This window comes from Stenotrophomonas maltophilia (assembly GCF_013464485.1).
Taxonomy (GTDB): domain Bacteria; phylum Pseudomonadota; class Gammaproteobacteria; order Xanthomonadales; family Xanthomonadaceae; genus Stenotrophomonas; species Stenotrophomonas maltophilia_AW.
Genome location: NZ_RAUX01000013.1, coordinates 1 through 26,731 on the forward strand (window position 1 = coordinate 1; position 26,731 = coordinate 26,731).

Consider the following 26,731-nt stretch of genomic DNA (forward strand, 5'->3'; position numbering starts at 1 on the left):
CCCCACCTCTCCAGCCCACGGAAACCCGGCTTTTGACGTTGCCGTTGCCGTTGCCGTTGCCGTTGATCCGGCGGGTGCCGGGCCGCWGGCCCGGCCGAACCCCCTCAATTGCGCTGGAACAGCGCCTGCACATCCTTGCGGAACGCCGCCTGGCTGTCCGCCCGGCTGTAGAACATGTGCCCACCCGGATAGCTGCGCACCTGCACCCGGTCCGGGTCGCTGCCCATCGCCGGCATCTGGTCCACCGTCAGGATCGACCCCATGAACGGGCACGACAGGTCATTCCAGCCGTGCACGATCAGCACCTGCAGATGCGGGTCGATCGCCACCGCCTGGCGCAGCTGGGTCACCGCACCCTGACGCAGCTCGCCGTTGCGGTCCCACAGCCGGTTCACGTCGTAGTTCAGCGCCTGGTAGCGCGCATCCACCTTCCAGCCGACCACGCGCGTCACGAAGTCGACCATCGCGGTGGTGGTCGGCGCAATGATGCTGTCCAGCAGCGGATCATTGGCGCGCTGCTCCGGATCGTTCGGGAACGGATCGAACGCGGTCACGTTGGAATCGTAGCGGCTGCCCAGCGTGCCCTTGTCACGGAACACCTCGCGCAGGTACGCCTGCGTTTCCAGTCGCCCGCCGGCGCGGCGCACGAACTGCGGGTCCAGCCCGGTCAGCGCGGTCACCCGGCGCAGCATCGCCTCGGTCGCCTGCGGGTCGCTGCGGCCCTTCATCAACGCGGTGGCGTAGTCGCCGCGGGTGTACTCGACCACCTCGCGCATCGCCGCGTCGGTCAGCCTGCCCTGGCGCTCCAGGTGCGCGGCCGCGATCGACGGCAGCGTCTGCATCCATGCCATCGGCGAGACGTCGGCGTTGTCTTCCAGGGTCGGGCTCAGGTAGGGCGAGACCAGCACCAGGCCGTTCATCGCCACGCCCAGCCGGGTCTGCAGGAAGTGGGTGATGCGCGGGCCGCGATAACCACCATAGCTCTCGCCGGTCAGGTACTTGCGTGCGCCCATGCGCTGGTTGCGCAGCAGCCAGTCGTAGATCGAGCGCGACAGGTACTCGATGTCGGCGCTGGGGTTGTACAGCTGCTTCTTCGCCTCGTCATCGCCGACGCGCGCGCGGCTGAAGCCGGTGCCGACCGGATCGATGAACACCAGGTCGGTGAAATCCAGCCAGGTGCCCGGGTTGTCATGCAGGGTGGCCGGCGCCGAGGCGCTGTCGCCCTCCGAACCGAAGGTGACCACTTTGGGCCCGATCGCGCCCATGTTGAGGTAGACCGACGAGGCACCGGGGCCGCCATTGAGCGCGAAGGTCACCGGTCGGTCCTTGCCCGGCATCGTGTAGGCAGTGAACACCACATCGGCGATCACCTTGCCCTTCTCGTCGCGCACTGGCAGGGTGCCGACGGTGGCGGTGTAGTCGAGGGTGCGTCCGGCCAGGCGCATGCTCTGGCGGACCGACGCATCGGCGGGCAGTGCAGGGGCTTCGGTCTTGTCGTCTTTCGGGGCGGGCTTGGCGTCGGCGGCGGGTGCGGCCAGTACCGTGGCAGGGGCGATGAGCAGGCCGACGCAGAGCGCGGCAGTGTGCAGCAGGGACTTCATGGCACCGGATCGGCAGCGGAAGGGGGTTCCGATGCTAGGACGGTGATGCCCGGGCCGTATGTGTCCAAAGGCATGGCCACGAGCTGTAACGGCTTGCGGCCAGATTGGGTCAAGCGGGCAGGGTGGTTGCCGCTTCGTCGTTGGCCAACAGGCCATAGACGGCCGAGTCCGAAAGCTCGCCCTGGATGCGCCAGCGCTGGCGCAGCACCCCCTCGCGGTGGAAGCCGAGGCGGTCAAGCACGCGGGCCGACGGCACGTTGCGCGGGTCGATCTCTGCCTCGATGCGGTGCAGGTGCAGGGTACGAAACAGATAGGCCAGCATCTGCTGCAGGGCCTCATGCATGTAGCCCTGGCCCTGGCGGTCGGGTGCCAGCAGATAGCCGATCTCGGCCCGCGCAGCGTCACGATCGATGGCGAACACCACACAGATGCCCAGCAGCGGACCGTCCAATGATTCGCGCACGGCCAGCTTCAGCTGGGTACCGATGGCGTGCGCGGCAAGATCGTCGTCGATCTGTTCGCGGGCTTCGGCCGGACGTGTCCAGGCTGGGTGGTTCCACCAGCGCATCACGTCAGGATTGGATTGCAGCGTGAACAGCGCGGCCGCGTCGTCACGGCGGATCGGGCTCAGCACCAAACGCGCGCTGTGCAGCGGCAGGGCGGGGAACAGCAACGAGTGGCTGGCCAATACGGTGGTCCACACGGGTGGACGCGCATTATGGCGCCGTGGGGTTTGCCGATGGCGGCGGGATCTCTGTAGAGCCGAGCCGATGCTCGGCTGCCCGGCACGGCGCGGAATGCAGCCGAGCGTGGGCTCGGCTCTACAGGAGGGCTGCGGGAGTCAGACTTCCAGCGACGCCAGATCGCCCTTGCTCTCCAGCCAGCCCTTGCGGTCGGAGGCGCGCTTCTTGGCCAGCAGCATGTCCATCAGCGAACTTGTCTGTTCGCGATCGTCAACGGTCAGCTGCACCAGGCGACGCGTATCCGGGTGGATGGTGGATTCACGCAGCTGCGGCGGGTTCATCTCGCCCAGGCCCTTGAAGCGGGTCACGTTGATGGCGCCCTTGATCTTCTCACGTTCGATCTTGTCCAGCATCGAGCGCTTTTCTTCCTCGTCCAGGGCATAGAACACCTGCTTGCCCACGTCGATGCGGAACAGCGGCGGCATCGCCACGAACACGTGGCCGGCATCGACCAACGCCGGGAAGTGCTTCAGGAACAGTGCGGTCAGCAGCGTTGCGATATGCAGGCCGTCGGAGTCCGCGTCGGCCAGGATGATGACCTTGCCGTAGCGCAGGCCGCTGATGTCATCCTTGCCCGGGTCGCAGCCGATGGCGATGGCCAGGTTGTGCACTTCTTCCGAGGCCAGCACACTGTTGGACGAGACTTCCCAGGTGTTCAGGATCTTGCCGCGCAACGGCATGATGGCCTGGAAGTCCTTGTCGCGGGCCTGCTTGGCGCTGCCGCCTGCCGAATCACCTTCCACCAGGAACAGCTCGGTGCGCGACAGGTCCTGGCTGATGCAGTCGGCCAGCTTGCCGGGCAGGGCCGGGCCCTGGGTGACCTTCTTGCGGACGACCAGCTTCTCGGTCTTCAGGCGCGCGCTGGCGCGCTCGATGGCGATCTGCGCGATCTTCTCGCCCAGTTCCACGTTCTGGTTCAGCAGCAGGCTGAAGGCATCGTGGGCGGCGCCTTCAACGAAACCGGCGGCCTGGCGCGAGGACAGGCGTTCCTTGGTCTGGCCGCTGAACTGCGGGTCGGTCATCTTCAGCGACAGCACGAAGGAAACGCGATCCCACACGTCTTCCGGGGCCAGCTTGACGCCGCGCGGCAGCAGGTTGCGGAAGTCGCAGAACTCGCGCAGCGCTTCGGTCAGGCCGGTACGCAGGCCGTTGACGTGGGTGCCGTGCTGGGCGGTGGGAATCAGGTTGACGTAGCTTTCCTGCACCAGCTCGCCTTCCGGCAGCCAGGCCACGGCCCAATCCACCACCTCGGTGTCCTTCTTCAGGTTGCCGACGAACAGGTCGGCCGGCAGCGATTCGCGTTCACCCAGTTCCAGCTTCAGGTAATCTCGCAGGCCTTCTTCGTAGTACCAGGTATCGACTTCACCGGTGGCTTCGTCGGTCAGCTTGACGGTCAGGCCCGGACACAGCACGGCCTTGGCGCGCAGCAGGTGCTTGAGCGCGCGCACCGCGAACTTCGGCGTATCGAAGTACTTCGGGTCCGGCCAGAAGCGTACGCGGGTACCGGTGTTCTTCTTGCCGACGCTGCCGACCACTTCCAGCGGGGTGGCGCGGTCGCCGTTGCGGAAGGTGATGCGGTGCTCGGCACCTTCGCGCTTGATGTGCACTTCCACCAGGGTCGACAGCGCGTTGACCACGCTGACGCCGACGCCGTGCAGGCCGCCGGAGAAGGTGTAGTTGTTGTTGCTGAACTTGCCGCCCGCATGCAGGCGGGTGAGGATCAGCTCGACACCGGGGATCTTCTCTTCCGGATGGATGTCCACCGGCATGCCGCGGCCGTCATCGCTGACCTCCACGCTGCCGTCCTTGTACAGGGTGATCTCGATCGAGCGGGCGTGGCCGGCGAGGGCCTCGTCCACCGAGTTGTCGATCACTTCCTGCGCCAGGTGGTTCGGGCGCGCGGTGTCGGTATACATGCCGGGACGGCGCTTGACCGGGTCAAGGCCGGACAGGACTTCAATATCGGCGGCGTTATAGCGGGCGTTCATCTATCTTCTAAAGCGCGGAGCGACGCGCAAGTGTGCGGTCTGTGCGGCGAATTTGCACGCCTGCGGTTCAGCCTCGGCGGCGGGGAGGGGGTAAAATGGCAGTCGCTGGAATCTGAACGCCGGCGACCCCCGTTGGGTCGAAACATCCAAGCCATACCGCGAGGAGGACCTCATGAAGAAGTTGCTGACCATTGCGATCCTGGCCGCTGCCGCCGTTGCAGTGCCGCTGGTGGTGGCGCAGAACGCCGGCCAGCCGGCCCCGCAGCAGGGTGGCCAGGCCGACAAGGCACAGGCCGAAGCCGATGCCAAGGCCAAGCGCCGCGCTCAGGCCAATGCCGAAATGAAGGCGCAGGGCCAGCCGGCCCCGCAACAGGAAGAGGAAGAAGAGGCGAGGAAGAAGAAGTAATCCTTCCACCCTCCGAAGCCCTTGCCGCAAGGGATTCGCCCCCCGACGCCCCGCCCAGCGGGGCGTTTCTTTTGGGTGATGGCCGCAACTGCCTCTTGGGTTGGCGGCCATCAATCTGTAAACTATGGCTTTCCGGGAGTAAGTGCGTGTCCACCCTTTGCGAATGGGCTGGCACGACCATGCGTGGTCGCCAGCAATGCGGGTCGCAGGTGACGGTCGATATGACCGGCACGGCCGCCCCGACCTCGCAGGGTGGTCCCCGTCCGGCGCCTGCCGCCGCACGGCCCAGCACCTCCCTCGCTGCCCCAGCGAACCGGAAAACCCCCTTCAAGCTCCATGCCCGCCCTCCGGGTGCGCGTGGTGCTGCCGTTTTCCATTTCCAGACAGGATGCTTGCAGCCATGACTCCCTTGATTTTCGTAACCGGCGGCGTGGTGTCCTCGCTCGGCAAAGGCATTGCCGCTGCGTCACTGGCCGCCATTCTCGAAGCCCGTGGCCTGAAGGTCACGATGATGAAGCTCGACCCGTACATCAACGTCGACCCGGGCACCATGAGCCCGTTCCAGCACGGTGAGGTTTACGTCACCGACGATGGCGCCGAGACCGACCTCGACCTGGGCCACTACGAGCGCTTCGTGCGCACCCGCCTGAGCCGCAAGAACTCGGTCACCACCGGCCGCATCTACGAGAACGTGATCCGCAAGGAGCGCCGCGGCGACTACCTGGGCGCGACCGTGCAGGTCATTCCGCACATCACCGACGAGATCCGCCGCTGCATCGATGAAGCCACCGAAGGCTACGACGTGGCGCTGGTCGAGATCGGTGGCACCGTCGGCGACATCGAGTCGCTGCCGTTCCTGGAGGCGATCCGCCAGGTGCGCACCGAGCGTGGCCCGGAGAAGGCGCTGTTCATGCACCTCACCCTGGTGCCGTACATCGGCGCCGCCGGCGAGCTGAAGACCAAGCCGACCCAGCACTCGGTGAAGGAACTGCGCTCGATCGGCATCCAGCCGGACGTGCTGCTGTGCCGCTCCGAACAGGCGGTGCCGGATTCGGAGCGCCGCAAGATCGCCCAGTTCACCAACGTTTCCGAGCGCGCGGTGATCAGCGTGCCGGACGTGGACGTGCTGTACCGCATCCCGTCGGGCCTGCATGCACAGGGCCTGGACGAGATCGTGGTCAACCAGCTGAAGCTGGCCGACAAGGTGGGCCCGGTTGATCTGTCGATGTGGGAAGACGCAGTTGACGCGACCCTGCATCCGCTGGACGAAGTGACCATCGCCGTGGTCGGCAAGTACGTCGATCACCAGGATGCCTACAAGTCGGTGGGCGAAGCACTGAAGCACGGCGGCCTGCGCCAGCGCACCAAGGTCAACCTGAAGTGGCTGGAAGCACAGGATCTGGAAGGCACCGACATGGCTGCACTGGCCGATGTCGACGGCATCCTGGTGCCGGGTGGCTTCGGTGACCGTGGTTTCGAAGGCAAGGTGCTGACCTCCAAGTTCGCCCGCGAGCAGCAGGTGCCGTACTTCGGCATCTGCTACGGCATGCAGGCGGCCGTTGTCGACTACGCGCGCAACGTGGTGGGCCTGGAAGGTGCCAACAGCACCGAGAACGACCGCCAGTCGCCGAACCCGGTGATCGGCCTGATCACCGAGTGGCGTACCGCCAGCGGTGATGTCGAGAAGCGTGACGACAAGAGCGACCTCGGCGGCACCATGCGCCTGGGCCTGCAGGAACAGCGCCTGAAGCCGGGCACGCTGGCCCGCGAGCTGTACGGCAAGGACGTCGTCGCCGAGCGCCATCGCCACCGTTACGAGTTCAACAACCGTTACCGCACCCAGCTGGAAGATGCTGGCCTGGTGATCGCCGGCAAGTCGATGGACGACACCCTGGTGGAAGTGGTCGAACTGCCGCGCGACGCGCATCCGTGGTTCCTGGCCTGCCAGGCGCACCCGGAATTCCTGTCCACGCCGCGTGACGGCCACCCGCTGTTCATCGGTTTCATCCGTGCCGCGCGTGAGCGCAAGGCCGGCGGGAAGCTGCTTCAAGAGGCCCGCGCCTGAAGGGGCGGTCATGAAGTCGCAGCGATTGGGTTCGCAACCGAGGAAGCCGCAGTTGCGCACTGCGGTTCTCTCTGGGATGGCACGTCCTCGCTGCGGGCCCCTGTTCGGTGTAGGCGGAACTTCTGCGAGTGTTTCGCGTGAGTCGTGATCCGCAGGCGGCGCTGGAAGATCAGCGCCGCCGCCGGCACTGGAAACAGTTGCCGTGGGGCATGGTTGCACTGGGCCTGGCCGTGCTGTTCACCGTGGGCGTGTTCGGGCTGGTGTTGATCGGCGCAGCGTCCGTGCGGCCACCGGGTGATGGTGGCAGTGCACTCAATCTGCGCGCGTACTTCATCGCGCTGCTGGTCGGGGAGTTGGTGGCGGCCGCAGGCTGTGTCGCTGCCGCTGTACTGGCGTGGCGCCTGAACCGTGGCAAGGTGGCCGCCGGTCTGGCGATCATCCTTCTGTCGCTGTGGTTCGGCGCCCTGTTCTACGGATTGCTTTGATGAATACGACCACGTCAGCGCGCGGTTGGCCCTGGGGCCTGATCGCTCTGGGGTTGTCCGTGTTGACCTGGATGGCCCTGGTTGTGGGCGTGCTGGCCTTCACGGCCGGATTCCGGCCGCCGGGGGATGGAAACAACGGCGTGGAGGCCACGCAGTGGTGGGTACTGGGCGCGCTGGTCACGATGGTGCTGTCCTTTCTGGGCTGCCCGGTGGCGATGGTGCTGGCCTGGCGTCGGCAGCGTGGCCCCATCCTGGCGGCAATTGCCGGTGTATTGCTGGTGATGCTGGTATCGATGGTCCTGATCGTGATCGGGTCCAGCTGGGGCTGAAGCTGCCCATGCCATTTGGCAAGTGGCGGGCAGCCGGGGATAATCACGCGGCATTCGTTTTGTCGCCCCCTCTCCATACAGGTAACCGGCCCGACCATGAGTACGATCCGCAGCATCCACGCCCGTGAAATCCTCGACAGCCGTGGCAACCCCACGCTGGAAGCCGAAGTCATCCTGGAGGACGGTTCGTTCGGTCGTGCCGCGGTTCCCTCCGGCGCCTCGACCGGCACCAAGGAAGCGGTCGAGCTGCGTGACGGCGACAAGACCCGTTACCTGGGCAAGGGCGTGCGCAAGGCCGTCGACAACGTCAACGCCACGATTGCCGCCGCGCTGAAGGGCTTCGAGGCCACCGACCAGGCTGGCCTCGACCGTCGCCTGATCGACCTGGACGGCACGGAGAACAAGGGCCGCCTGGGCGCCAATGCGCTGCTGGGTGTTTCGATGGCTGCCGCGCACGCCGCCGCCGCATCGAACAAGCAGGCGCTGTGGCAGTACCTGGCCGCCAAGACCGGCGTGACCCCGTCGCTGCCGGTGCCGATGATGAACATCATCAATGGCGGTGCACATGCCGACAACAACGTCGACTTCCAGGAGTTCATGGTGCTGCCGGTCGGCTTCACCTCGTTCTCCGAAGCGCTGCGTGCCGGTACCGAAATCTTCCATTCGCTGAAGTCGGTGCTGAAGGGCCACGGCCTGAGCACCGCCGTGGGCGACGAAGGCGGCTTCGCACCGGACTTCCGCAGCAACGTCGAAGCGCTGGACACCATCCTCGAAGCGATCGGCAAGGCTGGCTACACTGCCGGTGAGGACGTGCTGCTGGGCCTGGACGTGGCCTCCAGCGAGTTCTTCGAGAACGGCAAGTACAACCTGGTGGGCGAGAACAAGCGCCTGACCTCCGAACAGTTCGTCGACTTCCTCGCCGACTGGGCCGCGCAGTACCCGATCATCACGATTGAAGATGGCCTGGCCGAGAACGACTGGGCCGGCTGGAAGCTGCTGACCGACCGCATCGGCAAGAAGGTGCAGCTGGTCGGTGACGACCTGTTCGTGACCAACCCGAAGATCTTCCAGGAAGGCATCGACTCGGGCACCGCCAACGCGATCCTGATCAAGGTCAACCAGATCGGTACCCTGAGCGAGACCCTGGAGGCGATCGCCATGGCCGACCGTGCCGGCTACGCCGCCGTGGTCTCGCACCGTTCGGGCGAAACCGAAGACACCACCATCGCCGACATCGCCGTGGCCACCACCGCCACCCAGATCAAGACCGGCTCGCTGTGCCGCAGCGATCGCGTGGCCAAGTACAACCAGTTGCTGCGCATCGAGGAAGCCCTCGGCGCTGGCGCGCGTTACGCCGGTCGTGACGCGTTCGTTTCGCTGAAGCGCTGAGCCGATGCGCGACTGGCGCTGGATGCTGCTGGTGCTGGCCCTGCTGCTGGGCTGGCTGCAGTACCGCTTCTGGTTCGGTCCGGGCAATTCGGGTGAAGTGATGATGCTCGAAGCCCAGGTCGCCAACCAGGAGCGGGACAATGAGGGCCTGCAGCAGCGCAATGATGCGCTGGCTGCGGAAGTGAAGGACCTCAAGGAAGGCCAGTCCGCCATCGAGGAACGCGCGCGCAGCGAGCTGGGCATGATCAAGCCTGGCGAAAAGTTCTACCGCGTGGTCGAGGATGCGCCGGTTCACCCGGCGCAACCTGCGGCAGGCGTCAGCGCGCAGGTCGGCGAACACCCGGCGGACGTGCCATGAGTGCGGCGATCTGGGTCGTGGTTCCGGCTGCTGGCCGTGGCACCCGCTTCGGCGCGCCGTTGCCCAAGCAGTACCTGCAGGCAGGTGGGCAGATCCTGCTTGCCCATACCCTGAACGCCCTGCTGGCGCACCCGGCTGTGGCCGGGGCGATGGTGGTGATCGGCCAGGACGACGCCGACTGGCCCGGCTGGAACGAGTGGGCGGGCAAGCCGGTGCGGACATGCATCGGCGGCGCGACCCGTGCCGCTTCGGTGCTGGCTGGCCTGCAGGCGCTGCCGGAGACGGTGCGCGCTGATGAGTTCGTACTGGTCCACGATGCCGCGCGGCCGAACCTGTCGCCGGCCGATCTCGGCCGCCTGCTTGAGGTCGGTCGTGCCGATCCGGTCGGCGCAATCCTGGCTGCCCCGGTGCGCGACACGCTCAAGCGTGCGGGTGACGACGGTGGCATCGATGGCACCGAGCCGCGCGAACGCCTGTGGCGCGCGCTGACCCCGCAGCTGTTCCGCCGCCATCAACTCAGCCGCGCGCTGGCCGATGCCGCGGCCGCCGGTGTTGAAGTCACCGACGAGGCAATGGCCATGGAGCGCCAGGGCCAGCGCCCGCTGCTGGTGGAAGGCAGCGAGGACAACTTCAAGGTCACCACCCCGGCCGATCTGGACCGGTTCGAATTCGTACTTTCCCGCCGCGCCAGCTGATTGCCCGCGCGGCCCTGCTGCAAGGGTTGCATCCATGAGCACCGCACCGTTTCCGCCCGTCCGCATCGGCCAGGGCTATGACGTCCATGCCTTCGGTGAAGGCGATCACATCATGCTTGGCGGCGTGAACGTTCCACACAGCTGTGGCGTGCTTGCGCACAGCGATGGCGACGTGATCCTGCACGCCTTGTGCGATGCGATGCTCGGTGCGCTGGCGCTGGGTGACATTGGCCAGCATTTCCCGCCGAGCGACGACCGCTGGAAGGGTGCCGACAGCAGTGATTTCGTTCGCCATTGCGACAGCCTGCTGCGCGAACGCGGCTGGCGCGTCGGCAACACCGACATCACCGTGATCTGCGAGCGGCCCAAGGTCGGCCCGCATGCGCTGGCCATGCGTGAGCGCATCGGTGGATTGCTGCAGCTGCCGTTGGATGCGGTCAGCGTCAAGGCCACCACCTCGGAGAAGCTGGGCTTCACCGGCCGTGGTGAAGGCATCGCCGCACAGGCGGTGGTACTGCTGGTGGCCGCATGATCCCGCTGCCGCTTGCATTCGGTGCGCCATTGCTCACGGCGCGCATCCGCACCACGCCGGAAGATTTCCAGGTGGACGAACTGCCGGCCTTCGAGGCCACCGGCGAGGGCGAGCACCTGCTGCTGCACATCCGCAAGCGTGGTGCCAACACCGTGCATGTGGCCAAGCTGCTGGCCAAGTGGGCGGGTCTGCCGGAAATGGCGGTGAGCTATGCCGGCATGAAGGATCGCCATGCGGTTACCACCCAGCGCTTCAGCGTGCACCTGCCCAAGCGCGTTGCGCCGGACCTGGCTGAGCTGGCCAGTGACGAGATCGAAGTGATCGAGTCCACCTGGCACAACCGCAAGCTGCAGCGTGGCGCACTGGCTGGCAACCGCTTCAAGCTGGTGCTGCGCGAGGTGCAGGGTGATGCCACTGCGATCAGCGGGCGCCTCCAGCAGATTGCCGAACGCGGCCTGCCGAACTGGTTCGGCGAACAGCGCTTCGGTCGCGACGGCGGCAACGTGCCGGCGGCATTGGCGATGTTTGGTGGCCGCCGCATGCGCAAGGACCAGCGTTCCCTGCTACTGTCGGCCGCCCGCTCGGCGCTGTTCAACCGTGTGCTGGCCGCACGCGTGGAGCAGGGCAACTGGGATCAACCGCTGGACGGCGAGGTGTGGATGCTTGATGGCAGCCGCAGCGTGTTCGGTCCCGAGCCGTACACTGATGTGCTGGCCGAACGCCTGGCGCGTTTCGACATCCATCCCAGTGCGCCGCTGTGGGGCGAAGGCGAGCTGCGCAGCACCGACGCTGCACGCGGGCTGGAGCTGGCCGCACTGGATGACGAGGAGTCCAAAGCGCTGCGTGCCGGCCTGGAAGATGCCCGTCTGAAGCAGGAGCGCCGCGCGTTGCGCCTGCGTCCGGCGTTGCTGCAGCACCAGTGGCTGGCCGATGACGTGCTGGAACTGTCATTCGCGCTGCCGCCAGGCTGCTACGCCACCGCCGTGCTGCACGAGCTCGGCCCGGTGGAAGACGCCTCGCAGACTTGAGCAGGGCGCGCGGTAGAGTCGACTGTTGGTCGACTTGCGCGCGCAGCGCGCGGTTTTCGCGTGCCGCTGGAGGGGCAGTCGACTAACAGTCGACTCTACAGGTCTGACCGGCGCGCGGGATTTTCGCGTGCCGCTGGAGGGGCAGTCGACCAACAGTCGACTCTACAGGTCTGACCGGCGCGCGGGATTTTCGCGTGCCGCTGGAGGGGCAGCCGACTAACAGTCGACTCTACGCCGCTGTGCTGCATGAGCTCGGTTCGGGCTGACCGGCGCGTGCGGTAGAGTCGACTGTTAGTCGACTTGCGCGCGCAGCGCGGGGTTTTCGCATGCCGTTGGAGGGGCAGTCGGCTGACAGTCGACTCTACCTGGATACATGGCGTCCTTTTGTTTCATCTGCGCGCCAGCAGCACCAGCACCGCACCGGTGCCGCCTTGCCCGGTCGGCGCGGAATGGAACGCCAGCACGTCGTTGCGCAGCCGCAACAGGCGATCCACCAGGTTCTTCAACACCGGCGCGCCGCCATCGGACTGCAAACCCTTGCCATGGATGATGCGCACGCAGCCATATTCGTGCGCATGTGCCTCCAGCAGGAACTGGCGCAACAGCGTCTCCGCCTGCGACGCGGTGGCACCATGCAGGTCCAGTTCGTCCTGCACCGAATACTGGCCGCGCTTGAGGCGCTGGAACAGGCGTGGTGGCAGGTTGTCGCGGCGATAGCTGGCCACGTCGCCGGCTTCCAGCGGGGTGCTGTCGCGCAGCAGCCGGGCGAACTCGCCGGCCGCTTCGGCCTCGTCGCGTTCGGCCATGCGCGCGCGCGGCTTCGGCCGGGGCGCAGCCGGTGCCGGCTCGGCATCCTTGCGCAGCGGCGTCACTTCGCCGATGGCCGCACGGAACAATGCGGCCGGATCTTCGTCTTCAGGGTGCGACATGCGCACAGGGTAAACCGCTGGCGCAGGTATGCCTATGACGGTTCGATGTCGGTCGTGACCGCTGGCAGGGTAGGACCGGCGGCTCGCTTGCGGCACAATAGACGATGCCCTTGCAGGGTCGACGGCTTCCGCAGGGGAGTGCGACGGTCCCGCCCACACTGCACGGTGATGGAATCGAATTCTTGGAAAATCAAGCGGTTAAATCGAAGATGCGAATCCTGGTCAGTAACGACGATGGCGTCGACGCCGCAGGTATCAGGATGCTGGCCTCGGTGCTGCGCGAGGCCGGACACGAAGTCACGGTGGTCGCCCCCGACCGCGATCGTTCCGGTGCCAGCAACTCGCTGACCCTGGACCTGCCGATCCGCCTCAAGCGCATCGACCACTACACGGTCTCAGTGGCCGGTACGCCCACCGACTGCGTGCACCTGGCGCTGACCGGCCTGCTTGAATTCGAGCCCGACATTGTCGTGTCCGGCATCAACAATGCCGCCAACCTCGGCGATGACGTGATCTATTCCGGCACCGTCTCGGCGGCGATGGAAGGTCGTTTCCTTGGCCTGCCGGCGGTCGCTGTTTCACTGGTCAGCCGCAATCACGACCCGAAGCATTTCGAAACCGCTGCGCGTGCCGCGGTCGAGATCGTCGCCCGGCTCAAGGCCGATCCGCTGCCCGCCGACACCATCCTCAACGTCAACGTGCCTGACCTGCCGTGGAACGAGGTCAAGGGCTTCGAGGTCACGCGCCTGGGCAACCGCCATCGCGCAGAAGGCTGCATCGCGCAGAAGGACCCGCGCGGCAACGAGGTCTACTGGATCGGCCCGGCCGGTCGTGAGCAGGACTCCGGCCCCGGCACCGATTTCCACGCGGTACGCACCGGCCACATCTCGATCACCCCGATCCAGGTCGACCTGACCCGCTACCAGGCCCTGGAGAAGGTGGCCAGCTGGGTCGGCGGCCTCAGCGCCGCGCTGGACCAGCCGGCATGAGCCCACGTCTTCGCCTGCAACCGGAAGCCGTTGGTATCGGCATGACCTCGCAGCGCGTGCGTGACCGCCTGGTCGATCGCCTGCGCGAAGCCGGCATTGTCGACGAGGCGACCTTGAATGCGATCCGGGTGGTGCCGCGTCATCTGTTCATCGATGAGGCGCTTGCGTCACGCGCCTACGAAGACACCGCGCTGCCGATCGGCCATGGCCAGACCATTTCGCAGCCCTGGGTGGTGGCGCGGATGACCGAAGCCGTGCTGCAGGTATCGCCGAAGAAGGTGCTGGAAGTCGGCACCGGTTCCGGTTACCAGGCCGCCATCCTTGGTGCGCTGGGCCTGGAGGTCTACACCGTCGAGCGCATCGGCGACCTGCTGCGGCAGGCGCGCAAGCGCTTCCGTGCGCTGGGCATGAACATCCGTACCAAGCACGACGATGGTCGCGTCGGCTGGGCTGAGCACGGGCCATTCGATGCCATCGTGGTTACTGCGGCGGCACCGGCACTGGTCGATGCGCTGGTCGAGCAGCTGGCCGAAGGCGGGCGGCTGGTGGCACCGGTTGGCGGCCCCGGCGCGCAGTCGCTGGTGCAGCTGGATCGCAAGGCCGACGGCAGCATCGAACAACGCGTGTTGGCACCGGTCACCTTCGTACCGCTGCTGTCTGGCATGCTCGACTAATCCACGGAGCGGGGTTGCATGAAGATTTTCGGGCCGCTGTACGAGCGGGCGATGAAGTGGGCGGCGCACGAACGCGCGCCGACCTACCTGACGGTGTTGAGCTTCTTTGAGGCGATCATCTTCCCGGTGATGCCGGAAGTGATGCTCGCGCCGATGTGCGTGGCCCAGCCGAAACGTGGCTGGTGGTTCGCCACCCTCAGCCTGGCCGGCTCGATGGTCGGCGCGCTGGTCGGCTACGCATTGGGTCATTTCGCCTTCGAGGCGATCAAGCCGTTGTTCGAGGCGCTGGGCATGCTGCCGGCGATCGAGCAGGGCATCACCACCGTACAGGCGAAGATGGCCGAGTCGCCGTGGGCGGTGTTCACCTTCCTGGTGCTGGGTGGCTTCATGCCCATCCCGATGAAGGTCTTCACGTGGGCATCGGGTATCGTCGGCGTACCGATGCCGCAGTACCTGCTGAGCATGCTGATCGGTCGTGGCAAGCGCGTGTACGTGCTGGCCGCAGTCATCCGTATCGGCGGTGCGCGCGCCGAAGCGGCGCTGCGTCGCTGGATTGAACCGCTGGGTTGGATCGCCACCGCGTTGGTGGTGGTGCTGATCGCCTGGCTTGTATGGAGGTCGAAGTTCGCATGAGTCCTGATCGTCTGAGCAAGGGAGTGCGCATCGGCGCGCTGGCGTTGCTGGTTTCCACCCTGGCCGCTTGTGGCACCGCCACCGTGGTCCGCCCGGGGGGCGGCAGCACCGGCGGTGGCGTGACCACGCCGAAGACTTCGGTGCCCAAGCCGGGCCAGACCGTGGTCGTGCGCAAGGGCGACACCATCTATGCGCTGGCCCGCATCCACGACATCACGCCGGCGGACCTGATCGCCTGGAACAGTCTGGACAACCCGTCGACCATCCATCCGGGCCAGGTGATCCGTCTGTACCCGCCGGGTGCCAGCAGTGGCCGCGCGCCGACCACGGTGGTGACGCCGCCGCGTACCGGCGGTGGCAGCACGGGCAGCACCGCGCCCACCACGGCCCCGGTCGGTCCGGTGAAGAGCAACATCGCCTGGCGCTGGCCAGCCGATGGCGCGATCGTTGGCCGCTACGTGGCCGGTGATGCGACCAAGCAGGGCGTGGACATCGCCGGCACCAGCGGCCAGGCGGTGAAGGCCACCGCCAATGGCGTGGTGGTGTACTCCGGTGCCGGCCTGGTTGGCTACGGTGAGCTGATCATCATCAAGCACAGTGACCAGTGGCTGTCGGCCTATGGCCACAACCGCAAGCGCCTGGTGAATGAAGGCCAGAGCGTGAAGGCCGGTGAGCAGATTGCCGAAATGGGCCGTACCGGTGCGAACCGCGACATGGTCCACTTCGAGATTCGTTACAACGGCAAGCCGGTCGATCCGCAGCAGTATCTGCCGGCGCGCTGACGCAGGCAGAGACGGGCAGCGCCACATGTAGAGCCGAGCCATGCTCGGCTGCTCTTCGCTGCGATGCGGCGCCGCCCGAGCGTGGGCTCGGGCGCTACAGGCCACGGGTGATCCAGGGTAGGGCCGGACATGTCCGGCGTGCGCCCAGGCTGAACGGTAATGGCCGTTTACGACCCTGATTGCCGCGTCTCCATCTTCCCGGTCCACCGCGAACGCGGCATCCTGCCACAGACCCCATCGCCTGTGGTGCCGCATGATCCGCCGCCTTCCCGTTCTGGCGTTGCTTGCCATCCCGCCGCTGGCCACTGCGGCCAGCGATCCGCACGAGGTCGCCACCCGTTTCTACGCCGCTCTGCAGGCCAGTGGGCCAGACCAGCCCGTGATTGCGCCGCTGCTCGGCGATGCCCTCCGCTCAGCCATCGATGCGCAGCGTGCATATGAACAGGCCTGCACCGCACTGGCGGCGCCCGACGAAAAGCCGCACATGCTGGACCAGAGTCCGTATCTGATGGCGCCGGATCGGCCGGAAACGGTAAGCGTGGGGCTGCCCGCGACGAGTGGCGATGCCGGTTGGGTGCCCGTCGAAATGGCAATAGGCGACCATCGCTGGACCGACCGGGTCCTGCTGCAAAGGCAGGGCCAGGACTGGAAGGTCATGGACATCCGCTGGGGCCAGGGCGGCAACCTGATCGGGCGGTTGAAGGACTTCTCGGCCTTCCGTTGTACTGCCACGCGCGGATAGCACCGGGCCATGCCCGGCGGCGCCATGTCAGCCTTCGAGAATGAAGGCGGCCGCGACCTTGCGGCCTTCGCCGGCCAGGATGTTGAACGTGCGTGCGGCGGCCGGATTGTTCATCACTTCCAGGCCGATGCCGCGCGAAAGGCAGGCTGCCATCAGCGCCGCCGGCGGAAATACCTGACGGTCTCCGGTACCAAGCACGATCAGCGCCGGATTCAGCGCCAGGATCGGTTCCAGGTCAGCCAGCTGCAGTTCGGCGGCCTGCTTCACCGGCCAGTGCTCGACCAGCTGGTCCGGGGTCAGGAAGAAACTGCTGCCCAACACCTGGTCATTCACCTTGGCCGAGCGGCCATCGGCGGCGCGCAGGCTGTAGGCGTAATCCGGCGGTTCGTGGTTCAGCTGCATGGCAGTCGGGCGATCAGCCGCGCGGCAGCACGATCTGGCGCTGTTCCCTGCTCGGGCGGTACAGCACGGCGACGTGGCCAATGCGCTGCACCAGCGCACTCCCGGTGGCTTCGACGATCTCGCCGATCATCACGTCACGGGCGTCACGATCCTCGGCAGCGACCTTCACCTTGACCAGCTCGTGGCGCTCCAGCACTTCGTTCAGCTCAGCAATGAAGGCCGGGGTCACGCCCTTGCCGCCGGTCTGCAGCAGGGCCTTCAGGTCGTGGGCTTGGCCGCGCAGGAAACGGGTCTGGGAGGCGGTCAGGGCGATGGACATGCAGGAAAAGACGGTTGAATGGGGCGATCAGGGTATCATGAGGACCCCATCAGCCCCTATTTTCAATGGCTACCCGCAGCAAAAGCAGCCAGCGCTGGCTCAAGGAACACTTCTCCGACCCCTTCGTGAAGAAGGCCCAGGCCGAAGGCATGCGCTCGCGCGCCGCCTACAAGCTCGAAGAGCTGCTTGAACGTGACCGGTTGCTGAAGCCGCACATGGTGGTGGTCGACCTCGGTGCGGCCCCGGGCGGCTGGTCTCAGCAGGTGCGGAGACAGATCGGCGACACCGGCCGCGTGCTGGCGCTGGACATCCTGGACATGCCGCCGCTGGCCGGCGTGGAGTTCCTTCATGGTGACTTCAGGGAAGAAGCCGTCCTATCGCAGTTTGAAGCCATGCTCGGGGATCAGCCGGTAGACCTTGTGCTGTCGGACATGGCCCCCAATAAGAGTGGTGTGGGCGCGGTTGACCAGCCGCGGATGATGCACCTGGCGGAGCTGGCCCTGGATTTTGCCGACAACCACCTGAAGACCGGTGGGGCGTTCCTGATCAAGCTGTTCCAGGGTGAAGGCTTTGACGACTACGTGCGCGACATGCGCCGCAGGTACGACAAGGTTTCCATCCGCAAGCCGGAAGCGTCGCGCAAGCGCTCTCCCGAGGTGTATGCCTTGGGTCAGGGAAAACGCGCCCACATGAAGTAAGCTCGCAACGTACGCAAGTTCGACCCCAACGCAACGCCAGCACTAAGAGGAACACCGGAGCCAATGAGGATGAACGACTTGACCAAGAACCTCCTGCTATGGGTGGTCGTCGCCGTCGTGCTGATGGTGGTCTTCCAGAGCTTCTCGCCGAAGTCCTCCGGGGCCGGGGCGCAGGGCGCGTCGTATTCGCAGTTCCTGGACCAGGTGGACAGCGGCAACGTGCAGAAGGTCGCTTTCGGCGGCGACATGCGCGGCGGCACCAGCCAGCTGACCTACACCACCCGCGGTGGGCAGTCGTCCACCATCACCGCGCCGTTCGATCGTGACCTGATCAACGTGCTGCGCACCAAGAACGTGGAGATCGTGCAGGAGGAGCCGTCCAGCGGCATTTCCCTCGGCGCGATCCTGATGAATTTCCTGCCGGTCATCCTGATCATCGGCTTCTGGTTGTTCATCATGCGCCAGATGCAGGGCGGTGGCGGCGGTGCCAAGGGCGCGATGTCCTTCGGCAAGTCGCGCGCCAAGCTGCAGGGCGAAGACCAGATCAAGGTCACCTTCGCCGACGTCGCCGGCTGCGACGAGGCGAAGGAAGAAGTGGGCGAACTGGTCGACTTCCTGCGCGACCCGTCCAAGTTCACCAAGCTGGGTGGCAAGATTCCGCGCGGCGTGCTGATGGTAGGTCCGCCGGGTACCGGCAAGACGCTGCTGGCCAAGGCCATCGCCGGCGAGGCCAAGGTGCCGTTCTTCTCGATCTCCGGTTCGGACTTCGTGGAAATGTTCGTCGGCGTCGGCGCGAGCCGCGTGCGCGACATGTTCGAGCAGGCCAAGAAGCACGCACCGTGCATCATCTTCATCGACGAAATCGACGCCGTCGGCCGCCACCGTGGTGCCGGCCTGGGCGGCGGTCATGACGAGCGCGAGCAGACCCTGAACCAGCTGCTGGTCGAGATGGACGGTTTCGAAGGTGGCGAAGGCGTGATCGTGATTGCCGCGACCAACCGTCCGGACGTGCTGGACCCGGCGCTGCTGCGCCCGGGCCGCTTCGATCGCCAGGTCGTGGTCGGTCTGCCGGACGTGAAGGGCCGCGAGCACATCCTGAAGGTGCACATGCGCAAGCTGCCGCTGGCCGACGACGTCGAGCCGATGGTGATCGCGCGTGGTACCCCGGGCTTCTCCGGTGCCGACCTGGCCAACCTCTGCAACGAGGCGGCCTTGTTCGCCGCGCGTGGCAACGAGAAGGAAGTCCGCATGGACCACTTCGACCGTGCCCGCGACAAGATCCTGATGGGTGCCGAGCGCCGCTCGATGGCCATGAGCGAAGACGAGAAGACCCTGACCGCATACCACGAAGCCGGCCACGCCATTGTCGGCCGCCTGGTGCCCGAGCATGACCCGGTCTACAAGGTCACCATCATTCCGCGCGGCCGTGCGCTGGGTGTGACCATGTACCTGCCGGAGGGCGACAAGTACTCGATGAACCGTGTAGCGATCCAGTCGCAGCTGTGCTCGCTTTACGGCGGTCGCGTTGCCGAGGAGCTGATCTTCGGCGAGGACAAGGTCACCACCGGTGCCTCCAACGACATCGAACGCGCCACCAAGATGGCCCGCAACATGGTCACCAAGTGGGGCCTGTCCGAGCAGCTCGGTCCGATCGCCTATGGCGAGGAGGACGATGAGGTGTTCCTGGGCCGCTCAGTCACCCAGCACAAGAGTGTGTCCAACGACACGGCGCGCCGTATCGACGAGGAAGTGCGCAACATCCTCGACAAGGCCTACGCCCGCACCACCCAGCTACTGACCGACAACATCGACAAGCTGCACGCGATGTCCCAGTTGCTGCTGCAGTACGAGACCATCGATGCGCCGCAGATCGACGCCATCATGGAAGGACGCGATCCGCCGCCGCCGGCCGGCTGGAACAAGTCGAACAAGGACGGCGGCAATGACAAGGGCGGCGACGCCCGTCCGCTGCCGCCGATCGCAGGCCCGGCCGAGTCGCACTGACGGCCCGCGGTACGTGACACGAGACGAGGCCGGGGCAACCCGGCTTCGTCGTTTCCGGGCCACCGGCCCGCTCTCGAAGAACCGAACTGATGTTGGAGCCTGCATGTCCGCCCCGAAGCCCGAACCGATTTCCCACAACGTAGAGATGGTGATCGCCACCGTAGTCGGCGTGGGCGTAGGCCTGAGTGCCGATAACCTGCTGCTGGGGTGCGTGGTGGGTATCGCGGTCGGCATCGTGCTGAGCATCGCCAGGACCCTGTACATGGACCGCAAGCGCCGCCGCCGTTGAGGGGTATCGGCAGGGCTGCGCCCTGCACCCGTGGTAGTGCCGGCCGTTAGCCGGCAACTTCAGCAGCAACAGCAACAGCGGCATTCCGTGGTTTGGCTGGGCGGTGTGGCTGCGCAGGACACGCCGTAAACCCATCCATGGGAGCTCGATGGCGCCATCCTTGGCGCCAACAGTCCTGCGCAGCCACACCGCCCAGCCTCTGACAGATTTCGGCGGCTGTTGGTAGGTGTCGACCTTGGTCGACACGGTAGATCCACGCCATGCGTGGATGCATTTCGCCTCCAGTTCGAAATATTCGATTCCGATGGAGATTCATCCACGCATGGCGTGGATCTACTGCAGATCGCGAGAAACTGTCGAAGACGGGGTGGGTCCGGTTGCGGGAGTGTCCGCGGCATGGATGCCGCGGCCAAGCCCCCATGGATGGGTTTACGGCGTCTCCCGCAGCCGGACCCACCCCGGCTACCCTCAGGAAACCAGCTTCTGCTATTGCTTGGGCTCTTGCCGTGGCTGTTGCCTCTGCGGGTGCAGGGCGCAGCCCTGCCGAACTAAACTACCCGCCGTTGTCCCTGCAGGATTGCCCATGTTCGATACCTCGCTCCAGCTCGATTGCGCCGGTCGCATCCTGCGCCTGGACCGTGCCCGGGTCATGGGCATCGTCAACGTCACCCCGGACTCGTTCTCCGATGGCGGCGCGCACGACACTACCGAAGCCGCGGTCGCGCACGGCCTGAAACTGGTGAAGGAGGGCGCCGACCTGCTCGACATCGGCGGCGAATCGACCCGTCCGGGCGCTGCGCCGGTATCGGTCGAGGAGGAGCTGCGCCGGGTGATTCCGGTGATCGAGCAGTTGGCCGCCCGCACCCCGGTGCCGATCAGCGTCGACACCTTCAAGCCGGAAGTGATGCGAGCAGCCGTGGCCGTCGGCGCCGGCATGATCAACGATATTTTCGGCCTGCGCCAGGACGGCGCATTGGAAGCCGCTGCCGACGCCGGCGTGCCGGTGGTGCTGATGCACATGCAGGGCGAACCTGGCCATATGCAGGCCGATCCGCACTACGACGATGTGGTCGCCGAGGTGCATGGTTTCCTGGTGCAGCGGCTGTTCGCTGCGGAAATGGCCGGTATCGCCAAGAAGAACCTGCTGATCGATCTCGGTTTCGGTTTCGGCAAGACCACCGCCCACAACATGACCCTGCTGGCACGCTCCGAGCGCTTCCTGGAACTGGGCGTGCCGATGCTGGCTGGCCTGTCGCGCAAACGCAGCCTGGGCGAGCTGACCGGCCGCGATACGCCATCCGAACGGGTGGCGGCTTCGGTAGCCGCGCACCTGATCGCGGTCCAGCGCGGCGCGCGCATCGTACGCGTGCATGACGTGGCGGCCACGGTGGATGCGCTGAAGATCTGGCAGGCGGTCGAGGCCGTGCCGACGCCGCGTGCCGACGCCACGCCGACGATCCGTTGGCCGGACGAAGATTGATGGGCATCGACCGGCGGCCACTGGCGATCGCCGTGATGGGGCCGACCGCCAGTGGCAAGACCGCCACCGCGATCGCCCTGGCCCGGCAGCTGGATGGCGAAATCGTCAGCGTCGATTCGGCGCTGGTGTACCGCCATCTGGATATCGGTTCGGCGAAGCCCGATGCGGCCGAGCGCGGGCAGGCGCCGCACCATCTGCTGGACCTGCGCGATCCCTGGCAGACCTACTCGGCAGCCGAGTTCGCCGCCGATGCCGGCCGGGTCGTGGCCGACATCGTGGCGCGTGGCAAAGTGCCGATCCTGGCCGGTGGCACCGGCCTGTACTTCCGTGCGTTGCTGCAGGGCCTGTCGCCGATGCCGGAGGCCGACCCGGCAACGCGCGAGGTCCTCAGCGCCGAAGCCGCCGAACGCGGCTGGGCGGCATTGCATGCCGAACTGGCCGAGGTCGATCCGGCCGCGGCCGCGCGCATCCATGCTACCGACCCGCAACGCATCCAGCGGGCGCTGGAGGTCTACCGCCTGACCGGTACCCCGATCACCGAATGGCAGCGCCGGCCGGGTGTGGCGCCGTTGCCGGTACGCACCCTCAAGCTGATCCTGGCCCCACGTGACCGCGCGGTGCTGCACCAGCGCATCGAGGCGCGCTTCGACGCCATGCTGGCGCAGGGCTTCCTGGATGAGGTGCGGGCACTACGTGCAATGCCGGAAATGGCCGCCGTGACGGCGCCGCTGGACCTGCCGGCGGTGCGCGCGGTCGGCTACCGCCAAGCCTGGGAATACCTCGACGGCGAGAGCGATGCCGCCCGTTTCCGTGACAAGGCGATCTTCGCCACCCGCCAGCTGGCCAAGCGCCAGCTGACCTGGCTGCGCGGCGAGCTTGATGCGCGCTGGTTCGACCCCCATGTTGATGGGGAGCGCCTGGCAGGCGCGGTGTCGACCTTCGTCGCACGCTGAACCCCCGCCAGCCGTGTAACATCATCGGTCGGCGGGCGGCTCGGGGGCCGTGGCAACCGTCGGCAACCCAATAAGAACAATAATCAGGAGTGTGCAATGTCCAAGGGGCAATCGCTGCAGGATCCTTTCTTGAACGCACTGCGGCGCGAACGCGTGCCGGTTTCGGTGTACCTGGTGAACGGCATCAAGCTGCAGGGCACGATCGAGTCGTTCGACCAGTTCGTGGTCCTGCTGCGCAACACGGTCAGTCAGATGGTCTACAAGCACGCCATTTCCACGGTCGTTCCGGCACGCAACGTGAAGGTTGGTCCGGGCGGTGGTTATGTGCAGTCGGGTGAAGGTGGTCAGGCAGGTGATGAAGCAGACGAGTAAGATCGGAGCGGTGAATGTTTGACCGCTCGAAAAAGGGCGAACACGCCCTGCTGATCCAGCCCCATTTCGGCAAGCTGGAAGACGATGTGCTGGAAGAGTTCGGTGATCTGGCCCGCTCGGCTGGGGCCAGCATCGCCGCGACGATCACCGCGCGCCTGGATCGTCCGAACCCGTCGACCCTGATCGGCAGCGGCAAGCTGGACGAGATCAAGGCGGCGGCCGATGCCAGTGGTGCCGATCTGATCCTGGTCAACCATGCGTTGAGCCCGGGCCAGGAGCGCAACCTGGAACGGTTCCTGGAGCGCCGGGTGATCGACCGTACCGGCCTGATCCTCGATATCTTCGCCCAGCGTGCGCACAGCCACGAGGGCAAGCTGCAGGTCGAGCTGGCACAGCTGCGCCACCTGGCCACGCGGTTGGTGCGCGGCTGGACCCACCTGGAGCGCCAGCGCGGTGGTTCGATCGGCCTGCGTGGCCCGGGTGAAACCCAGCTGGAAACCGACCGTCGCCTGCTGCAGAAGCGGGTCGAGCAGCTGCAGAAGCGCTTGGAAAAGGTTGAAGTGCAGCGCACCCAGATGCGCCGTGCGCGCGTGCGCAGCGAGCTGCCGCGCGTGGCCCTGGTGGGTTACACCAACGCCGGCAAGTCGACCCTCTTCAACGCCATGACCGGCGCCGAGGCCTATGCCGCCGACCAGCTGTTCGCAACGCTGGATCCGACCGTGCGCCGCATTGCGGTGCCTGGTGGCAACGTGGTGCTGGCCGACACCGTCGGCTTCGTCCGTGACCTGCCGCATGATCTGGTCGCCGCGTTCCGCTCGACGCTGTCGGAGGCGCGCGAGGCCGATTTCCTGCTGCACGTGGTCGACGCTGCCGATCCGCACCGCGAGGAGCGCATCGCCCAGGTCGACGAGGTACTGACCGCAGTCGGTGCCGGTGACCTGCCGCAATTGCTGGTGTTCAACAAGATCGACCGTATTGACGGTGCCGACGTCCGCCATGATGGCCAGGACGGCATCCCGGACGAATCGCGCCGCGAACGAGTGTGGATTTCCGCCCGTGACGGGCAGGGACTGGAGCTGTTGCAGGCGGTACTGGGCAAGCGCCTGGGCCTGCAGCACGTCACCGGCGAACTGCGCCTGCCGCCGGATGCGGGCCGCCTGCGAGCGCGCCTGCACCAGCTGGAAGTGATCCGCGGCGAACAGGCCGATGAAGCGGGCTGGCTGCTGCAGGTTGACCTGCCGATTGCCGAAGCCGAAAAGCTGGCCGCCAGTGCCGACGGTGCGCCGATCCGGGCGCTGCTCCCGGAGAAGCTGCCGGAGTGGTGAGCTAGAGGCACATGCACGGTAGTGCCGGCCGCTGGCCGGCAGCGCAACCGTGGCGGGGGCCGCGACATCCGCCTGTCATCTGCGGTACAACGTGCAGGTTCTTCACCCCACCGTCATGCCGATGTCCATCCCCACCGACGCTGAACTCAATGCCCAGTCTGCCGCGCTCGGGCAGCGCCTGCAGCAGGCCTCGCTGCAGCTGGTGACCGCTGAAAGCTGCAGTGGCGGCTGGATCGCCAAGTGCATGACCGACATTGCCGGGTCCTCGGCCTTCTTCGACTGCGGCATGGTGGTCTACAGCTACGAAGCCAAGCAGCGCCTGCTCGGCGTGCGCGCGCAGACCTTGGAGCAGTTCGGTGCGGTCAGCCGCGAAACCGTGCTGGAAATGGTCTCCGGCGCACTGGTCAATTCCGGTGCCGGCATCGCGGTGGCGGTGACTGGCATCGCCGGCCCCGGCGGTGGCAGCCCGGACAAGCCGGTCGGCAGTGTCTGGATCGGCTGGAAGCGCCGTGGCGGCTATGCCCGCGCCGAGCTGTTCCAGTTCGATGGCGACCGCGAAGCCATCCGCCGGCAAACCGTGGCGGCGGCATTGCGCGGTATCGACGCCCAGCTGTGACATGCTGCTCCGGTAATCGTCCGGAGCACGCATGATGTGGGAAACGCTGGGCACGGTCCGTGACCTGGGCCGACTGCAGGAAATTGCGGTTGTCCTGATCCGCTATGGCTTCGGCGACGTGGTGCGGCGCATCGGCCTGGCCACTACGCTGGAGCGGGCAGGGCGCCTGCTGCACTGGAACGAGGACCGCCAGGAGCTGCTGCGGATGACTGCGCCGGTGCGCGTGCGCAGTGCGATGCAGGATCTCGGTCCCACGTTCGTCAAGCTTGGCCAGGTGCTGGCGACGCGCGTCGACCTGCTGCCGCCGGAATGGATCGCTGAACTGTCCGAGCTGCAGAATGCGGTGCCGGCGCTGCCGTATGCGGATATCCGCGAGCAGCTCGAAGCCGATCTTGGTGCGTCTCCGCAGGACGTGTTCGCGTTCCTCGATGCAACCCCGATGGCGGCGGCCTCGCTGGCGCAGGCCCATCGTGCGCGCCTGCATGACGGTCGCGAGGTGGTGCTGAAGGTACGGCGCCCCGGCATCCGCGATGTGGTCGAGGCCGACCTGCGGTTGCTGGCCCGCCTGGCCGAGATCGTCGAGGCCCGACTGCCGGATCTGCGTCGTTACCGCCCGGCCGAAGTCGTGCAGCAGTTCACCGTGTCGCTGCGCCGCGAGCTGGATTTCGCCGCCGAATGCCGCAATGCCGAGCGCATCGCGCGCAACTTCAATGGTCGTGATGACATCCTGATTCCCCGCGTGCATTGGCAGTGGACCTGCGAAAGCCTGAACGTGCAGGACTTCGTTGACGGCATTCCTGGGCGTGACCTGGCCGGCGTCGATGCCGCAGGGCTGGACAGGCGCGAGCTGGCACGGCGTGGCGCCGACATCGTGCTGAAGATGGTACTGGAGGACGGCAGCTTCCACGCCGACCCGCACCCCGGCAACATCATCTATCTGCGTGATGGCCGCATCGGCGTGATTGACTTCGGCATGGTTGGCGCGCTGTCCGAAGTGCGCCGCTTCCAGGTCGCGCAGCTGCTGCACGGGCTGGTCGAGCAGGACCCGCAGGGCGTGGCTGACGTGCTGCTGGACTGGGCCGGCGGTGTTGAGGTGGACGAGAACCGGCTGCAGCACGACATCAGCCAGTTCGTTGACCAGTACCGTGGCGTGCCGCTGAAGGACCTGCGCATCGGCCTGATGCTGGGCGACATCACCCAGCTGCTGCGCAGCTACAGCCTGACCCTGCCGGCCGACCTGGCGTTGATGATCAAGGCCTTCCTGACCCTGGAGGGCATGGGTCGCCAGCTTGACCCGGATTTCGACATGGCCAGCGCCGCGCGCCCGTTCCTGGAACGGGTGGTGCTGCAGCGCTATGCGCCCAAGGCGCTGCTCAAGCGTGGCCGCCGCAGCCTGCTGGGTCTGGTCGACTTTGCCGGTGAGCTGCCGCGCGACCTGCGCAAGCTGGTGCAGGCGGCGCGTCGGGGCCGCCTGCAATTGAAGGTGGAAACCACTGCGCTGCAGGGCTTCGGCGAACAGGTGAACCGCGCAGCGAACCGGCTGGTGATGGGCATCGTGACCGCCGCGCTGATCATCGGCTCCTCGATCGTGATGCACAGCGTCGGTGGCGTTTCCAGCCGCTGGCTGCTGGCGCTGGGCGTGTGCGGCTTCATCGGCGCCGGCTTCTGCGGGGTGTGGATCCTGTTCTCGATATGGAGAAGCGGCAAGCACACCTWGTGTGCTTGCCGCAGCGGTACCCAAAGGGAACCGCGGAATCGCGCAGCGATTCCTGTAGAGCCGACTGTTAGTCGGCTGCATCTGCTATTGCCCTTGCTTTTGCCTTCGCCTTCGCCGGCCGGCTGGCCGGGGCACGCCTGCCGAGCATGCCTCGGCCCCACAGGTCCGCCCCCCCCCTGTCGCCCGCG

Annotated in this window: 28 protein-coding genes and 1 pseudogene; 23 read left to right on the top strand and 6 right to left on the bottom strand. The window is 66.5% G+C overall.

All coding sequences use genetic code 11. From position 1 onward, the window contains the following. Nucleotides 1–104: 104 nt before the first annotated feature. From D7Y61_RS06250 to parE, 3 genes are all read right to left on the bottom strand, one after another. Nucleotides 105–1,601 carry a S10 family peptidase gene (locus D7Y61_RS06250; RefSeq protein WP_180865566.1) on the bottom strand — a complete coding sequence of 499 codons (1,497 nt, stop codon included), beginning with the start codon at nt 1,599–1,601 and terminating at the stop codon, nt 105–107. Nucleotides 1,602–1,710: 109 nt separating this feature from the next. Then, nucleotides 1,711–2,289: a GNAT family N-acetyltransferase gene (locus D7Y61_RS06255; protein ID WP_180865606.1), complete on the bottom strand. Its 579-nt coding sequence runs from the start codon at nt 2,287–2,289 to the stop codon at nt 1,711–1,713. Between the two features lie 153 nt (nt 2,290–2,442). Next, on the bottom strand, nt 2,443–4,332 hold the full coding sequence (gene parE / locus D7Y61_RS06260; protein ID WP_180865567.1) for a DNA topoisomerase IV subunit B: 1,890 nt from the start codon (nt 4,330–4,332) through the stop codon (nt 2,443–2,445). Between the two features lie 172 nt (nt 4,333–4,504). Here parE and D7Y61_RS06265 point away from each other — a divergent pair, with 172 nt between their 5' ends. The 9 genes from D7Y61_RS06265 to truD all read left to right on the top strand — a co-directional run bounded on the left by D7Y61_RS06265 (nt 4,505) and on the right by truD (nt 11,619). Further along, nucleotides 4,505–4,738 (top strand): hypothetical protein, encoded by a 234-nt coding sequence (locus D7Y61_RS06265; RefSeq protein ID WP_005408997.1) that lies wholly within the window; start codon nt 4,505–4,507, stop codon nt 4,736–4,738. Nucleotides 4,739–5,138: 400 nt separating this feature from the next. Then, complete coding sequence (locus D7Y61_RS06270) at nt 5,139–6,803, top strand: CTP synthase (RefSeq protein ID WP_180865568.1); 1,665 nt, start codon at nt 5,139–5,141, stop codon at nt 6,801–6,803. A 137-nt stretch (nt 6,804–6,940) separates the two neighbouring features. After that, nucleotides 6,941–7,288, top strand: a complete 348-nt coding sequence (locus D7Y61_RS06275) for a hypothetical protein (protein WP_180865569.1) — start codon at nt 6,941–6,943, stop codon at nt 7,286–7,288. Beyond that, nucleotides 7,288–7,617, top strand: a complete 330-nt coding sequence (locus tag D7Y61_RS06280; RefSeq protein WP_180865570.1) for a hypothetical protein — start codon at nt 7,288–7,290, stop codon at nt 7,615–7,617. The genes D7Y61_RS06275 and D7Y61_RS06280 overlap by 1 nt, the downstream gene beginning before the upstream one ends. A 96-nt stretch (nt 7,618–7,713) precedes the next feature. After that, nucleotides 7,714–9,006 carry a phosphopyruvate hydratase gene (eno, locus tag D7Y61_RS06285; protein ID WP_180865571.1) on the top strand — a complete coding sequence of 431 codons (1,293 nt, stop codon included), beginning with the start codon at nt 7,714–7,716 and terminating at the stop codon, nt 9,004–9,006. 4 nt (nt 9,007–9,010) lie between these two features. Continuing rightward, the gene (ftsB, locus tag D7Y61_RS06290; RefSeq protein ID WP_164138871.1) at nt 9,011–9,364 is read left to right on the top strand and encodes a cell division protein FtsB; all 354 of its coding nucleotides are present in this window, start codon (nt 9,011–9,013) and stop codon (nt 9,362–9,364) included. Continuing rightward, nucleotides 9,361–10,059: a 2-C-methyl-D-erythritol 4-phosphate cytidylyltransferase gene (gene ispD / locus D7Y61_RS06295; RefSeq protein ID WP_180865572.1), complete on the top strand. Its 699-nt coding sequence runs from the start codon at nt 9,361–9,363 to the stop codon at nt 10,057–10,059. The genes ftsB and ispD overlap by 4 nt, the downstream gene beginning before the upstream one ends. A 34-nt stretch (nt 10,060–10,093) precedes the next feature. Next, nucleotides 10,094–10,591, top strand: a complete 498-nt coding sequence (gene ispF, locus D7Y61_RS06300) for a 2-C-methyl-D-erythritol 2,4-cyclodiphosphate synthase (RefSeq protein ID WP_005409005.1) — start codon at nt 10,094–10,096, stop codon at nt 10,589–10,591. After that, complete coding sequence (truD, locus tag D7Y61_RS06305; RefSeq protein ID WP_180865573.1) at nt 10,588–11,619, top strand: tRNA pseudouridine(13) synthase TruD; 1,032 nt, start codon at nt 10,588–10,590, stop codon at nt 11,617–11,619. Before ispF ends, truD begins: the two co-directional genes overlap by 4 nt. A 389-nt stretch (nt 11,620–12,008) precedes the next feature. Here truD and D7Y61_RS06310 read toward each other — a convergent pair whose 3' ends face one another. Beyond that, nucleotides 12,009–12,548, bottom strand: a complete 540-nt coding sequence (locus tag D7Y61_RS06310) for a Smr/MutS family protein (RefSeq protein WP_180865574.1) — start codon at nt 12,546–12,548, stop codon at nt 12,009–12,011. A gap of 209 nt (nt 12,549–12,757) precedes the next feature. On the opposite strand from D7Y61_RS06310, the gene surE reads away from it, so the two are divergent. The 5 genes from surE (at nt 12,758) to D7Y61_RS06335 (ending at nt 16,368) form a co-directional block, all read left to right on the top strand. Next, a complete protein-coding gene (gene surE / locus D7Y61_RS06315; RefSeq protein ID WP_012510655.1) occupies nt 12,758–13,537 on the top strand; it encodes a 5'/3'-nucleotidase SurE in 780 nt (259 codons plus the stop codon). Beyond that, nucleotides 13,534–14,211 (top strand): protein-L-isoaspartate(D-aspartate) O-methyltransferase, encoded by a 678-nt coding sequence (locus tag D7Y61_RS06320; RefSeq protein WP_180865575.1) that lies wholly within the window; start codon nt 13,534–13,536, stop codon nt 14,209–14,211. The genes surE and D7Y61_RS06320 overlap by 4 nt, the downstream gene beginning before the upstream one ends. An 18-nt stretch (nt 14,212–14,229) precedes the next feature. Further along, nucleotides 14,230–14,844: a YqaA family protein gene (locus tag D7Y61_RS06325; RefSeq protein ID WP_180865576.1), complete on the top strand. Its 615-nt coding sequence runs from the start codon at nt 14,230–14,232 to the stop codon at nt 14,842–14,844. Then, on the top strand, nt 14,841–15,626 hold the full coding sequence (locus D7Y61_RS06330; RefSeq protein ID WP_180865577.1) for a peptidoglycan DD-metalloendopeptidase family protein: 786 nt from the start codon (nt 14,841–14,843) through the stop codon (nt 15,624–15,626). Before D7Y61_RS06325 ends, D7Y61_RS06330 begins: the two co-directional genes overlap by 4 nt. A 253-nt stretch (nt 15,627–15,879) precedes the next feature. Further along, entirely contained in the window at nt 15,880–16,368 is a 489-nt protein-coding gene (locus D7Y61_RS06335; protein ID WP_180865578.1) for a hypothetical protein, read from the top strand. Between the two features lie 27 nt (nt 16,369–16,395). Here D7Y61_RS06335 and D7Y61_RS06340 read toward each other — a convergent pair whose 3' ends face one another. Next, the gene (locus D7Y61_RS06340; RefSeq protein ID WP_180865579.1) at nt 16,396–16,770 is read right to left on the bottom strand and encodes an Mth938-like domain-containing protein; all 375 of its coding nucleotides are present in this window, start codon (nt 16,768–16,770) and stop codon (nt 16,396–16,398) included. Nucleotides 16,771–16,783: 13 nt separating this feature from the next. Continuing rightward, a complete protein-coding gene (gene yhbY / locus D7Y61_RS06345; RefSeq protein ID WP_057495897.1) occupies nt 16,784–17,089 on the bottom strand; it encodes a ribosome assembly RNA-binding protein YhbY in 306 nt (101 codons plus the stop codon). A 65-nt stretch (nt 17,090–17,154) separates the two neighbouring features. On the opposite strand from yhbY, the gene rlmE reads away from it, so the two are divergent. The 9 genes and pseudogenes from rlmE to ubiB form a co-directional block, all read left to right on the top strand. After that, complete coding sequence (rlmE, locus tag D7Y61_RS06350) at nt 17,155–17,787, top strand: 23S rRNA (uridine(2552)-2'-O)-methyltransferase RlmE (RefSeq protein WP_005409014.1); 633 nt, start codon at nt 17,155–17,157, stop codon at nt 17,785–17,787. A gap of 69 nt (nt 17,788–17,856) precedes the next feature. Further along, the gene (ftsH, locus tag D7Y61_RS06355; protein WP_164171323.1) at nt 17,857–19,791 is read left to right on the top strand and encodes an ATP-dependent zinc metalloprotease FtsH; all 1,935 of its coding nucleotides are present in this window, start codon (nt 17,857–17,859) and stop codon (nt 19,789–19,791) included. Between the two features lie 103 nt (nt 19,792–19,894). Further along, complete coding sequence (locus tag D7Y61_RS06360) at nt 19,895–20,080, top strand: hypothetical protein (RefSeq protein ID WP_180865580.1); 186 nt, start codon at nt 19,895–19,897, stop codon at nt 20,078–20,080. A 583-nt stretch (nt 20,081–20,663) separates the two neighbouring features. Further along, complete coding sequence (gene folP, locus D7Y61_RS06365; RefSeq protein ID WP_180865581.1) at nt 20,664–21,560, top strand: dihydropteroate synthase; 897 nt, start codon at nt 20,664–20,666, stop codon at nt 21,558–21,560. Continuing rightward, nucleotides 21,560–22,513 carry a tRNA (adenosine(37)-N6)-dimethylallyltransferase MiaA gene (miaA, locus tag D7Y61_RS06370; protein WP_180865582.1) on the top strand — a complete coding sequence of 318 codons (954 nt, stop codon included), beginning with the start codon at nt 21,560–21,562 and terminating at the stop codon, nt 22,511–22,513. Before folP ends, miaA begins: the two co-directional genes overlap by 1 nt. Before the next feature lie 96 nt (nt 22,514–22,609). After that, nucleotides 22,610–22,885, top strand: coding sequence for an RNA chaperone Hfq (gene hfq, locus D7Y61_RS06375; protein ID WP_004152891.1), 276 nt, complete (start codon nt 22,610–22,612; stop codon nt 22,883–22,885). 14 nt (nt 22,886–22,899) lie between these two features. Further along, on the top strand, nt 22,900–24,210 hold the full coding sequence (gene hflX / locus D7Y61_RS06380; RefSeq protein WP_180865583.1) for a ribosome rescue GTPase HflX: 1,311 nt from the start codon (nt 22,900–22,902) through the stop codon (nt 24,208–24,210). 121 nt (nt 24,211–24,331) lie between these two features. After that, nucleotides 24,332–24,826, top strand: coding sequence for a CinA family protein (locus D7Y61_RS06385; RefSeq protein ID WP_010484249.1), 495 nt, complete (start codon nt 24,332–24,334; stop codon nt 24,824–24,826). Nucleotides 24,827–24,860: 34 nt separating this feature from the next. Beyond that, nucleotides 24,861–26,186: pseudogene (gene ubiB, locus D7Y61_RS06390) on the top strand (2-polyprenylphenol 6-hydroxylase); the annotation flags it as partial. Nucleotides 26,187–26,731: the final 545 nt, after the last annotated feature.

What these genes read in the sequence shown, in the direction of transcription:
- miaA (WP_180865582.1), top strand. Translation starts at nt 21,560, where the DNA reads ATGGGCATCGACCGGCGGCCACTGGCGATCGCCGTGATGGGGCCGACC.
- D7Y61_RS06385 (WP_010484249.1), top strand. Translation starts at nt 24,332, where the DNA reads ATGTCCATCCCCACCGACGCTGAACTCAATGCCCAGTCTGCCGCGCTC.
- hflX (WP_180865583.1), top strand. Translation starts at nt 22,900, where the DNA reads ATGTTTGACCGCTCGAAAAAGGGCGAACACGCCCTGCTGATCCAGCCC.
- truD (WP_180865573.1), top strand. Translation starts at nt 10,588, where the DNA reads ATGATCCCGCTGCCGCTTGCATTCGGTGCGCCATTGCTCACGGCGCGC.
- rlmE (WP_005409014.1), top strand. Translation starts at nt 17,155, where the DNA reads ATGGCTACCCGCAGCAAAAGCAGCCAGCGCTGGCTCAAGGAACACTTC.
- D7Y61_RS06360 (WP_180865580.1), top strand. Translation starts at nt 19,895, where the DNA reads ATGTCCGCCCCGAAGCCCGAACCGATTTCCCACAACGTAGAGATGGTG.
- ftsH (WP_164171323.1), top strand. Translation starts at nt 17,857, where the DNA reads ATGAACGACTTGACCAAGAACCTCCTGCTATGGGTGGTCGTCGCCGTC.
- D7Y61_RS06330 (WP_180865577.1), top strand. Translation starts at nt 14,841, where the DNA reads ATGAGTCCTGATCGTCTGAGCAAGGGAGTGCGCATCGGCGCGCTGGCG.
- D7Y61_RS06270 (WP_180865568.1), top strand. Translation starts at nt 5,139, where the DNA reads ATGACTCCCTTGATTTTCGTAACCGGCGGCGTGGTGTCCTCGCTCGGC.
- parE (WP_180865567.1), bottom strand. Translation starts at nt 4,332, where the DNA reads ATGAACGCCCGCTATAACGCCGCCGATATTGAAGTCCTGTCCGGCCTT.
- D7Y61_RS06280 (WP_180865570.1), top strand. Translation starts at nt 7,288, where the DNA reads ATGAATACGACCACGTCAGCGCGCGGTTGGCCCTGGGGCCTGATCGCT.
- D7Y61_RS06320 (WP_180865575.1), top strand. Translation starts at nt 13,534, where the DNA reads ATGAGCCCACGTCTTCGCCTGCAACCGGAAGCCGTTGGTATCGGCATG.
- D7Y61_RS06250 (WP_180865566.1), bottom strand. Translation starts at nt 1,601, where the DNA reads ATGAAGTCCCTGCTGCACACTGCCGCGCTCTGCGTCGGCCTGCTCATC.
- folP (WP_180865581.1), top strand. Translation starts at nt 20,664, where the DNA reads ATGTTCGATACCTCGCTCCAGCTCGATTGCGCCGGTCGCATCCTGCGC.
- D7Y61_RS06325 (WP_180865576.1), top strand. Translation starts at nt 14,230, where the DNA reads ATGAAGATTTTCGGGCCGCTGTACGAGCGGGCGATGAAGTGGGCGGCG.
- ispD (WP_180865572.1), top strand. Translation starts at nt 9,361, where the DNA reads ATGAGTGCGGCGATCTGGGTCGTGGTTCCGGCTGCTGGCCGTGGCACC.
- yhbY (WP_057495897.1), bottom strand. Translation starts at nt 17,089, where the DNA reads ATGTCCATCGCCCTGACCGCCTCCCAGACCCGTTTCCTGCGCGGCCAA.
- D7Y61_RS06335 (WP_180865578.1), top strand. Translation starts at nt 15,880, where the DNA reads ATGATCCGCCGCCTTCCCGTTCTGGCGTTGCTTGCCATCCCGCCGCTG.
- ispF (WP_005409005.1), top strand. Translation starts at nt 10,094, where the DNA reads ATGAGCACCGCACCGTTTCCGCCCGTCCGCATCGGCCAGGGCTATGAC.
- D7Y61_RS06265 (WP_005408997.1), top strand. Translation starts at nt 4,505, where the DNA reads ATGAAGAAGTTGCTGACCATTGCGATCCTGGCCGCTGCCGCCGTTGCA.
- hfq (WP_004152891.1), top strand. Translation starts at nt 22,610, where the DNA reads ATGTCCAAGGGGCAATCGCTGCAGGATCCTTTCTTGAACGCACTGCGG.
- ftsB (WP_164138871.1), top strand. Translation starts at nt 9,011, where the DNA reads ATGCGCGACTGGCGCTGGATGCTGCTGGTGCTGGCCCTGCTGCTGGGC.
- D7Y61_RS06310 (WP_180865574.1), bottom strand. Translation starts at nt 12,548, where the DNA reads ATGTCGCACCCTGAAGACGAAGATCCGGCCGCATTGTTCCGTGCGGCC.
- eno (WP_180865571.1), top strand. Translation starts at nt 7,714, where the DNA reads ATGAGTACGATCCGCAGCATCCACGCCCGTGAAATCCTCGACAGCCGT.
- surE (WP_012510655.1), top strand. Translation starts at nt 12,758, where the DNA reads ATGCGAATCCTGGTCAGTAACGACGATGGCGTCGACGCCGCAGGTATC.
- D7Y61_RS06340 (WP_180865579.1), bottom strand. Translation starts at nt 16,770, where the DNA reads ATGCAGCTGAACCACGAACCGCCGGATTACGCCTACAGCCTGCGCGCC.